Consider the following 10,326-nt stretch of genomic DNA (forward strand, 5'->3'; position numbering starts at 1 on the left):
AGGGGGCGGCCTGAGAAAGAGCTATTTGGCAGGCGTCGAGCCGTCGTCCGCCGGCTTGGCAATTCCGAATCCAGCTTCTTCCTGGGCGCGGGCTTCTGCTTGGCGCTCTGATTTGTCCGCATTGAAGATAGCCTTCATGGCAAACCAAAAGAGAAGTCCGACGACGACGGACGGCGCAAGAACGGCAATGTATTCCATGGTCAGTGCCCTTCGGGCTTGAGGAGTGGGAACAAGATGGTTTCCCGGATGCCTGCTCCGGTGAACAGCATGACCAAACGGTCGATGCCCAAGCCGATGCCGCCCATGGGCGGAGCACCGTACTCAAGGGCGCGCAGGAAGTCTTCATCCAACTGCATGGCTTCGACATCGCCGGCGGCCGAACGACGCGACTGCTCCGTAAGGCGTTCGCGCTGGATGACCGGGTCGATCAGTTCGGAGAAGGCCGTGCCGCGTTCCATGCCCCCGATGATGAGGTCCCAGGCCTCGATCAGGCGGCCGTCCTCCCGATGCGGGCGGGCAAGCGGCTGCGCGGAGGGCGGGTAGTTATAGACAAAAGTCGGGTTGAGCAGCGTGGGCTCGACGATCTCGCCGAACAATTCGACCACAAGCTTTTCGGCGTCCCACTTGGGATCGACCTTGACCTCGTGCTTCGCGGCAATCGCCTGCAGTTCCGCCACCGTGGTGTCTGGAGTGATCTCCTCGCCGATCGCCTCGGAGAGTCCCGGATAGACGGCGACCCAAGCCCATTCGCCGTCGAGGTCGATCTCTCCGGCATCAGTCTGGATGGTGCGGGTGCCAACGACGTCGGCGACGTTCAGGATGATTTCCTTCATGCGCTCAGCCATGACGAACTGGTCCGCCCACGCCTCGTAGCATTCCAAGGTGGTGAATTCGGGGCTGTGCGTGGAGTCAACGCCTTCGTTGCGGAAGACGCGGCCCATGTCGTACACGCGGTCGATTCCGCCTACCACGGCGCGCTTGAGGAAGAGCTCAGTGGCGATACGCAGCGTCATCTTCTGGTCGAAGGCATTCATATGCGTCTCGAACGGGCGGGCCGTGGCACCACCGTGGACGAGCTGCAGGATGGGGGTCTCCACCTCAACATAGCCGCGGCGGTCCAGGGTGTCGCGAACCGAGCGGGTGATCGCGGCGCGGGTGTAGACCATTTCGCGGGCTTCGTCGCGGACCATCAGGTCCACGTAGCGTTGCCTGACGCGGGTTTCCTCGTTCAGTTCGGCGTGCAGGACCGGCAGCGGGCGCAGGGCCTTGGATGCCATGGACCAGGAATCGGCCATGACAGAGAGCTCGCCACGCCTGGAGGAAATGACTTCGCCCTTGATGAAGACGTGGTCTCCGAGGTCTACCAGCGCCTTCCAGTCCGCGAGGGTTTCCTCGCCGACGTTCGCCAGGCTGAGCATCGCCTGCAGGCGCACGCCCTTTCCGTCCACACCGCCCTCCTGGAGGGTGGCGAAGCACAGCTTGCCGGTGTTGCGCACGAACACCACGCGGCCGGTGATGCCCACGATGTCGCCGGTGGTCTCGTCAGCCTGCAGATGGGCGTACTTCTCGCGGATCTCGGCGAGGGAATGCGTCCGCTCAACACCCACCGGATAGGCCTCGGTGCCGCGCTCGATCAGTTTGCTGCGCTTTTCCATGCGGATGCGCATCTGTTCGCTGGCGTCTGCGGGCTCGGCGGCGTTGTGCGGGGATGGGGTGTTTGCGGAAGTCACAATCCACAAGTTTACCGGGGATTCCTTAGAGTTCCCTATCTTCCCCTCCCGCCCCCGCGGCAACATAGACTCGGGCTGTGGAGACATGGACAGTTGAAACCGACGACGACGGCGGCCACCTTGAGGTGCACTCCTTCCGGCCGGCGGCCGAGGGGTCGATTCCCGGAGCCTCGAGCGCTACGGAGGAGCCCGGCGTCGTGCTTGTTCACGGCACCTTGGTGACCGATTCCCTCTACTGGCCATTCGCCCGGAACCTGAGCGTCCTGCTTGGCCGGCCGGTGCATTCCTACAACCGGCGCGGCCGTGGCCGTTCGGCACCGCAGCCCCCTGGCTACTCCGCTGCGACGGAGACCAGCGACCTGATTTCCGTGATGGAAGCCAGCGGATCCACGGATGTTGTCGGGCATAGCTATGGCGGATTCGTCGCGCTCCAGGCAGCCCTGCGCGCGCCCATTTCCCGTCTCGTCACTTACGACGCCGCGGTTTCCCTCTCCGGGAACTTGAACGAGCGCTGGCGGCCGCAACTGGAAGCAGCCGTCACTGCCGGCCAACTCGACCATGGGTGGGCGCATTTGGTCCAGGGGCTGGGTACGGCCGGCCCGATTTCGTATTTGCCGCTCGGGGCGCTGCGGATGATCAGCATCCTCTCTGCCAAGACGAGGCTGGGATCCGAGATGAGGGACCTGCTGCCGACGGCGGTGCTGGAGATGCGGGCGATCATCGACACCGACTCCCATATCCAAGATTATGCGGAACTGAAAACGCCAACCCTGATGCTCAGTGGTGGGTGGAGCCCGGCATACTTTGCCGAAATCGCCCGGCAGCTCGCAGCTGCCGTTCCGCAAGTGGACTTCGCGGTGGTCCCCTTGCAGTTCCACGAGGGGCCCCTCCGGCCGGGGAAGCAGCTCGCGGTGAGAATTGCCCGCTACCTGGCACAAGGAACGGCGAAGGCTCCTTCACCCTAGGATGAAGCGGTGAGAGAACGTGAGGTCCCTACGCCCGACGGCGGCAAGCTCGCCTTGTACAGCTACGGCGCGGTGGATGCGCCCGGGGAGCGGCGCGTGGTGCTCGTTGGCGGCGCTTTCCTGACCGCGCTCATCTACCGGCCCTTTTCCATGGCGCTGGCCAAGGGACTCGGCGAAGGCTGGGCAGTCGACGTCTACGATCGCAGGGGTCGCGGCAGTTCGACAGAGCTACCGGCGAATTACTCCATGGCCACGGAGATTGCCGACGTCCGCAGCATCATGGACGCCACGGGCGCCAGGAACCTCCTTGGCCACAGCCTCGGCGGCTCGGTGGCACTGAACGCTGTCCAGGAGTTTGCTGGAACAAGCTACGAGCCGGACAAGCTGGCCGTGTACGACGCCGCCGTGAACATCGACGGAAGCATGGACACAGGCTGGCTGGATGGTTTTGCCCGATCCGTCGATAGCGGGAAGGTGGGCCATGCCCTGGCCCGGATGAAACGGGGCATGCAGCCAGGCACCGCCATGGCGCGGATTCCCGAGCCCATTCTGGCGGGACTCATGGCGCTCGTTTCCCACACGAAGGTCAACAAGGTCCTCAAGGAACTCATGCCAACCGGCGTCGCCGAACTCAAAGCGGCCTACGACGAAGCCGCGCTCCCCCGGGATTTCTCGGTGCTCCCTCGAAACACCCGGTTCATGGTGGGCAGCAAAAGCCCCGAATATTACAAGGTCACCGCCGAACGGCTGTACGCCGCCGTCGCCGGAAGCACGCTGGTGGTGTCGCCAAAAGGCTTCCACGGGTCCATCCCCGCCGCGGTCAAGGAACTCGTGACGGATATTTCCAGCTACTTCAAGGACTGACGGAATCCAGCGGCTCCGTTAGGCTCGAAGTATGACGCGCGAGAAGATCACAACGGCCGACGGCGGAACCCTCGAGCTCTTCACGACGGGCGGTGAGCTTGCCGCTGCCGGCTCAGGCGTCGTCGTCGTGCCCGCCTCCATGGTGACCGCCGCAGACTACTCCAAGTTTGCCCAGAAACTCAGTGCAGCCCTTGGCCGCCCGGTCCACACCTTCAACCGCCGCGGACGCGGTGAGTCATCGCCGCAGCCCGAGGACTACACCCTCGACGTCGACATCCGCGATCTGTCCGAGGTCATGAAGCACACGGCCAGCACCGACGTCTTCGGCCACAGCTTCGGAGGCGCAGTGGCCCTGCACGCGGCACGCACGCTTCCGGTGGAACGCCTGGCGGTCTACGACCCCGCCGTGTCCGTCAACCACAGCGTGAAGGCCGAGTGGACGGGCGAATACGAACGCGCGACGGCGGCCGGAGACTTCGACCGCGGGCTCGCCGTGCTCGTGAAGGGGGTCGAAACGGAGGGCGCCTTCGCGCGGATGCCGCTGTCCATGCTGACCCTCGTCACCAAGCTGGCCTCGGGCACTCCCATGGGCAAGCAGATGCGCGAGCTCATGCAGGCCGGCGTGCGCGAGATCAAGGCAGTCATCGCCGCGGACATGCCCGCTGAGCCGTTCCTCGAGCTACCGCTTGAGACGCTCATTGTGGTCGGTGAAAAGAGTCCTGCCTACTTCGGGGTGGCGTGTGGCCAAATCCACGACGTACTCTCCGGATCGAGCTACACCATCTTGCCGGGCCACGGCCACGACGGAGTGATCCGCGCGCCCGACAAGCTCATCTCCGAGCTCTCCGAATTCTTCGCCGGCTAAGACCCTCGCTCACGTATGGCGGTTTCTGACCGGACGCCCGCTCACGTATGGCGGGTCCGGGCCGGACGCGCGCTCACTTTGGGTGGGGCGGGGGTCCGGGGCGGGTGTTGGTGGTGTTTGTTTTTTTAAGTGGGTCAGGCCCCGACAGTGTGTGTCGGGGCCTGGCCTGTGAATGGTTGTCCGGCGGTGTCCTACTCTCCCACACCCTCCCGGGTGCAGTACCATCGGCGCTGTGGGTCTTAGCTTCCGGGTTCGGAATGGGACCGGGCGTTTCCCCCACGCTATGACCGCCGTAACCCTGTTACCCGGTCCCCGCACGGGGTGCGGGGTGGGAAGACTTTGGTTACAACAGGTGTTCCCTCTTTTTGCGGGGAACGGTGGTGTTGTTATTCAGTTGTGGTTTGTTCCTGAACGGGTTGTTGTTCGGGAACCACATAGTGGACGCAAGCAGTGATCGTGTTTGTGTGGTGTAAGTTGTCGGCCTATTAGTACCGGTCAGCTTCAACAGTCTTTAGTCCTGTCTTCCACATCCGGCCTATCAACCCAGTGGTCTGGCTGGGGGCCTCTCACACACGAGGTGTATGGAAATCTCATCTTGAAGCGAGCTTCCCGCTTAGATGCTTTCAGCGGTTATCCCATCCGAACGTAGCTAATCAGCGGTGCACTTGGCAGTACAACTGACACACCAGAGGTTCGTCCGTCCCGGTCCTCTCGTACTAAGGACAGCCCTTCTCAAATTTCCTGCGCGCGCAGCGGATAGGGACCGAACTGTCTCACGACGTTCTAAACCCAGCTCGCGTACCGCTTTAATGGGCGAACAGCCCAACCCTTGGGACCTACTCCAGCCCCAGGATGCGACGAGCCGACATCGAGGTGCCAAACCATGCCGTCGATATGGACTCTTGGGCAAGATCAGCCTGTTATCCCCGAGGTACCTTTTATCCGTTGAGCGACGGCCATTCCACAATGTACCGCCGGATCACTAGTCCCGACTTTCGTCCCTGCTTGAGATGTCTCTCTCACAGTCAAGCTCCCTTGTGCACTTACACTCGACACCTGATTGCCAACCAGGCTGAGGGAACCTTTGGGCGCCTCCGTTACTTTTTAGGAGGCAACCGCCCCAGTTAAACTACCCATCAGGCACTGTCCCTGACCCGGATCACGGGCCGAAGTTAGATGTCCAAAGTGACCAGAGTGGTATTTCAACGATGACTCCACCCGAACTGGCGTCCGGGCTTCAACGTCTCCCACCTATCCTACACAAGCCACTCCGAACACCAATACCAAACTATAGTAAAGGTCTCGGGGTCTTTCCGTCCTGCTGCGCGTAACGAGCATCTTTACTCGTACTGCAATTTCGCCGAGTTTATGGTTGAGACAGCGGGGAAGTCGTTACTCCATTCGTGCAGGTCGGAACTTACCCGACAAGGAATTTCGCTACCTTAGGATGGTTATAGTTACCACCGCCGTTTACTGGGGCTTAAATTCTCAGCTTCGCCTTGCGGCTAACCGGTCCTCTTAACCTTCCAGCACCGGGCAGGAGTCAGTCCGTATACATCGTCTTGCGACTTCGCACGGACCTGTGTTTTTAGTAAACAGTCGCTTCCCCCTGGTCTCTGCGGCCCCGATCCCCTCCCACCAGCAAGTGGTGTTCAAGGTTGGGGCCCCCCTTCTCCCGAAGTTACGGGGGCATTTTGCCGAGTTCCTTAACCATAATTCTCTCGATCGCCTTGGTATTCTCTACCTGATCACCTGTGTCGGTTTGGGGTACGGGCGGCTAAGACCTCGCGCCGATGCTTTTCTAGGCAGCATAGGATCACCGGATCCCCCCATGACGGGGGTCCCATCAGATCTCAGGAACGTCATCAAAGACACAGCGACGGATTTGCCTATCGCTGACCCTACATCCTTAGACCGGGGCAACCATCGCCCGGCCCGGCTACCTTCCTGCGTCACACCTGTTAATACGCTTACCTCCCGGGATCAGGTCCCGCGCTCGGCCAAAACCCGCACACCACAAGGGTGATTGGGCAGGCTCCGGGCGGTTAGTATCCCCCGCTTGGCATGGGCGGTCCTTCGCCGGTACGGGAATATCAACCCGTTGTCCATCGACTACGCCTGTCGGCCTCGCCTTAGGTCCCGACTTACCCAGGGCAGATTAGCTTGACCCTGGAACCCTTGATCATTCGGCGGACGGGTTTCTCACCCGTCTTTCGCTACTCATGCCTGCATTCTCACTCGTGTAGGCTCCACCGCTGGTTTACACCGCGACTTCACCGCCCACACGACGCTCCCCTACCACTCCAGACGACTGAACCACGAAGGCTTGTCTACTATCTGAAATCCACAACTTCGGCGGTGTACTTGAGCCCCGCTACATTGTCGGCGCGGAATCACTTGACCAGTGAGCTATTACGCACTCTTTCAAGGATGGCTGCTTCTAAGCCAACCTCCTGGTTGTCTTCGCAACTCCACATCCTTTCCCACTTAGCACACGCTTAGGGGCCTTAGTTGGTGGTCTGGGCTGTTTCCCTCTCGACTATGAAGCTTATCCCCCACAGTCTCACTGCTGCGCTCTCACTTACCGGCATTCGGAGTTTGGCTGACGTCAGTAACCTTGTAGGGCCCATCGGCCATCCAGTAGCTCTACCTCCGGCAAGAAACACGCAACGCTGCACCTAAATGCATTTCGGGGAGAACCAGCTATCACGGAGTTTGATTGGCCTTTCACCCCTACCCACAGCTCATCCCCTCCATTTTCAACTGAAGTGGGTTCGGTCCTCCACGACGTCTTACCGTCGCTTCAACCTGGCCATGGGTAGATCACTCCGCTTCGGGTCTAGATCACGCCACTACACTCGCCCTGTTCAGACTCGCTTTCGCTACGGCTACCCCACACGGGTTAACCTCGCGACGTAACACTAACTCGCAGGCTCATTCTTCAAAAGGCACGCCGTCACCAGAATCAGACTGGCTCCGACGGATTGTAAGCACACGGTTTCAGGTACTGTTTCACTCCCCTCCCGGGGTACTTTTCACCTTTCCCTCACGGTACTGGTCCGCTATCGGTCATTAGGAAGTATTTAGGCTTATCAGGTGGTCCTGACAGATTCACACGGGATTTCTCGGGCCCCGTGCTACTTGGGATCCTCTCCAGGCGGCACACAACATTACGGTTACGGGGCTAACACCCTCTCCGGCCGGCCTTTCAAGACCGTTCACCTATGTCCATGCTCTCACCCCACCGGTCCGGCAGAACCAGTACGGAAAGTCCCACAACCCCGCCCATGCAACGCCCGCCGGCTATCACACATGGAACGGTTTAGCCTCATCCGCGTTCGCTCGCCACTACTAACGGAATCACTCTTGTTTTCTCTTCCTGCGGGTACTGAGATGTTTCACTTCCCCGCGTTCCCCCCACGCACCCTATGTGTTCAGATGCGGGTCACCAGATAACCTCACAGCCTCTGGCGGGGTTTCCCCATTCGGACATCCTGGGATCACCGTTCGGTTATCAACTCCCCCAGGCTTATCGCAGATTCCTACGTCCTTCTTCGGCTCCTAATGCCAAGGCATCCACCGTGTGCCCTTAAAAACTTGACCACACAAGATCAAAAAACTTCTCGAGAGAACCACGGAAACCGCCACATGCAAAAGCACGAACGGATCCAGGTTCATAAAAAGAAATTGCTGTAAGACACACACACACCACCACCCCCCAAAAGAGGCAATGACCATGCGCGTGCCTAGATGCTCGCGTCCACTATGTAGTTCTCAAACAACAACCCCGTACCACACCCCCGCACACCAACCACCCCCCGCCACCAAAGACGAAGAACAACCGGACACGCACAGGACATGCAACCAGGAAACCAGAAACACACAAACCCGGCACAAGGAAACCACGCAACCCGAACAGGCCACGCACCCCCCCACAACCGGCCCTGTTGCCTCAGGACCCAACAGTGTGCCAAACACGAAAACCAGCCCACCCCCTCCCGCACCGTTCCAGAACACCCAAAGAGCATCCGTACTAAACACAGGAAAAAACAAACCGGCCGCTATCTGCTGATATTCCACCCATGAGCACCCACCGCAGAACAGACGCCTGCGCAATGGGCTTTGCTTCCACACACCCCCCACCCAACCATGCGGAAGGAAAAAAGGGGGCGATAATGGTGCTCCTTAGAAAGGAGGTGATCCAGCCGCACCTTCCGGTACGGCTACCTTGTTACGACTTAGTCCCAATCGCCGGTCCCACCTTCGACGGCTCCCCCCACAAGGGTTAGGCCACCGGCTTCGGGTGTTACCAACTTTCGTGACTTGACGGGCGGTGTGTACAAGGCCCGGGAACGTATTCACCGCAGCGTTGCTGATCTGCGATTACTAGCGACTCCGACTTCATGGGGTCGAGTTGCAGACCCCAATCCGAACTGAGACCGGCTTTTTGGGATTAGCTCCACCTCACAGTATCGCAACCCTTTGTACCGGCCATTGTAGCATGCGTGAAGCCCAAGACATAAGGGGCATGATGATTTGACGTCGTCCCCACCTTCCTCCGAGTTGACCCCGGCAGTCTCCTATGAGTCCCCGGCCGAACCGCTGGCAACATAGAACGAGGGTTGCGCTCGTTGCGGGACTTAACCCAACATCTCACGACACGAGCTGACGACAACCATGCACCACCTGTAAACCGACCGCAAGCGGGGCACCTGTTTCCAGGCGTTACCGGTTCATGTCAAGCCTTGGTAAGGTTCTTCGCGTTGCATCGAATTAATCCGCATGCTCCGCCGCTTGTGCGGGCCCCCGTCAATTCCTTTGAGTTTTAGCCTTGCGGCCGTACTCCCCAGGCGGGGCACTTAATGCGTTAGCTACGGCGCGGAAAACGTGGAATGTCCCCCACACCTAGTGCCCAACGTTTACGGCATGGACTACCAGGGTATCTAATCCTGTTCGCTCCCCATGCTTTCGCTCCTCAGCGTCAGTTAATGCCCAGAGACCTGCCTTCGCCATCGGTGTTCCTCCTGATATCTGCGCATTTCACCGCTACACCAGGAATTCCAGTCTCCCCTACATCACTCTAGTCTGCCCGTACCCACTGCAGAACCGGAGTTGAGCCCCGGTCTTTCACAGCAGACGCGACAAACCGCCTACGAGCTCTTTACGCCCAATAATTCCGGATAACGCTTGCGCCCTACGTATTACCGCGGCTGCTGGCACGTAGTTAGCCGGCGCTTCTTCTGCAGGTACCGTCACTTTCGCTTCTTCCCTACTGAAAGAGGTTTACAACCCGAAGGCCGTCATCCCTCACGCGGCGTCGCTGCATCAGGCTTTCGCCCATTGTGCAATATTCCCCACTGCTGCCTCCCGTAGGAGTCTGGGCCGTGTCTCAGTCCCAGTGTGGCCGGTCACCCTCTCAGGCCGGCTACCCGTCGTCGCCTTGGTAGGCCATTACCCCACCAACAAGCTGATAGGCCGCGAGTCCATCCAAAACCGCAAAAGCTTTCCACCACCACCGCATGCGCGGAATGGTCATATCCGGTATTAGACCCAGTTTCCCAGGCTTATCCCAGAGTCAAGGGCAGGTTACTCACGTGTTACTCACCCGTTCGCCACTAATCCCCCCAGCAAGCTGGAGATCATCGTTCGACTTGCATGTGTTAAGCACGCCGCCAGCGTTCATCCTGAGCCAGGATCAAACTCTCCGTTGAAGTAAAACAAAAACAGACACAACCACAACCACCGGAAATAACGGCAGAACGGCTGCACAAAATTTGAAACCAGCTGAAAACCAGACCCCACCCACAGGGGCGGACAAGGCCCGGCAAAATCAACCAATCCATAAAAACAAATCGGTATCAACAAACTTGGCACACTATTGAGTTCTCAAACAACAGACACA

At 59.7% G+C, this 10,326-nt stretch carries 5 protein-coding genes and 3 rRNA genes; 3 read left to right on the top strand and 5 right to left on the bottom strand.

Annotation, left to right across the window (positions count from 1 at the left end; genetic code table 11):
- Positions 1 to 21: 21 nt before the first annotated feature.
- Together BMF89_RS21930 and lysS are read right to left on the bottom strand one after the other, a co-directional pair.
- Positions 22 to 198 carry a hypothetical protein gene (locus tag BMF89_RS21930; RefSeq protein ID WP_171983451.1) on the bottom strand — a complete coding sequence of 59 codons (177 nt, stop codon included), beginning with the start codon at positions 196 to 198 and terminating at the stop codon, positions 22 to 24.
- A 2-nt stretch (positions 199 to 200) separates the two neighbouring features.
- Positions 201 to 1,730, bottom strand: a complete 1,530-nt coding sequence (lysS, locus tag BMF89_RS10155) for a lysine--tRNA ligase (protein WP_078106976.1) — start codon at positions 1,728 to 1,730, stop codon at positions 201 to 203.
- 77 nt (positions 1,731 to 1,807) lie between these two features.
- On the opposite strand from lysS, the gene BMF89_RS10160 reads away from it, so the two are divergent.
- The 3 genes from BMF89_RS10160 to BMF89_RS10170 are packed head-to-tail and all read left to right on the top strand — an operon-like array spanning position 1,808 to position 4,424.
- Complete coding sequence (locus tag BMF89_RS10160) at positions 1,808 to 2,695, top strand: alpha/beta hydrolase (RefSeq protein WP_078106969.1); 888 nt, start codon at positions 1,808 to 1,810, stop codon at positions 2,693 to 2,695.
- A gap of 9 nt (positions 2,696 to 2,704) precedes the next feature.
- The gene (locus tag BMF89_RS10165) at positions 2,705 to 3,559 is read left to right on the top strand and encodes an alpha/beta hydrolase (protein WP_078106970.1); all 855 of its coding nucleotides are present in this window, start codon (positions 2,705 to 2,707) and stop codon (positions 3,557 to 3,559) included.
- Positions 3,560 to 3,590: 31 nt separating this feature from the next.
- Complete coding sequence (locus tag BMF89_RS10170; protein ID WP_078106971.1) at positions 3,591 to 4,424, top strand: alpha/beta hydrolase; 834 nt, start codon at positions 3,591 to 3,593, stop codon at positions 4,422 to 4,424.
- Between the two features lie 178 nt (positions 4,425 to 4,602).
- On the opposite strand, the gene rrf is transcribed toward BMF89_RS10170, so the two are convergent.
- From rrf to BMF89_RS10185, 3 genes are all read right to left on the bottom strand, one after another.
- Positions 4,603 to 4,719, bottom strand: a 5S ribosomal RNA gene (rrf, locus tag BMF89_RS10175).
- Positions 4,720 to 4,888: 169 nt separating this feature from the next.
- Positions 4,889 to 8,027 (bottom strand): 23S ribosomal RNA (locus tag BMF89_RS10180).
- Positions 8,028 to 8,613: 586 nt separating this feature from the next.
- A 16S ribosomal RNA gene (locus BMF89_RS10185) occupies positions 8,614 to 10,135 on the bottom strand.
- The 16S, 23S and 5S rRNA genes sit together here, the layout of an rRNA operon.
- Between the last annotated feature and the right edge of the window lie 191 nt (positions 10,136 to 10,326).

Origin of the sequence: Arthrobacter sp. SRS-W-1-2016, from assembly GCF_002009585.1 — a bacterium.
GTDB lineage: Bacteria > Actinomycetota > Actinomycetes > Actinomycetales > Micrococcaceae > Arthrobacter > Arthrobacter bambusae_A.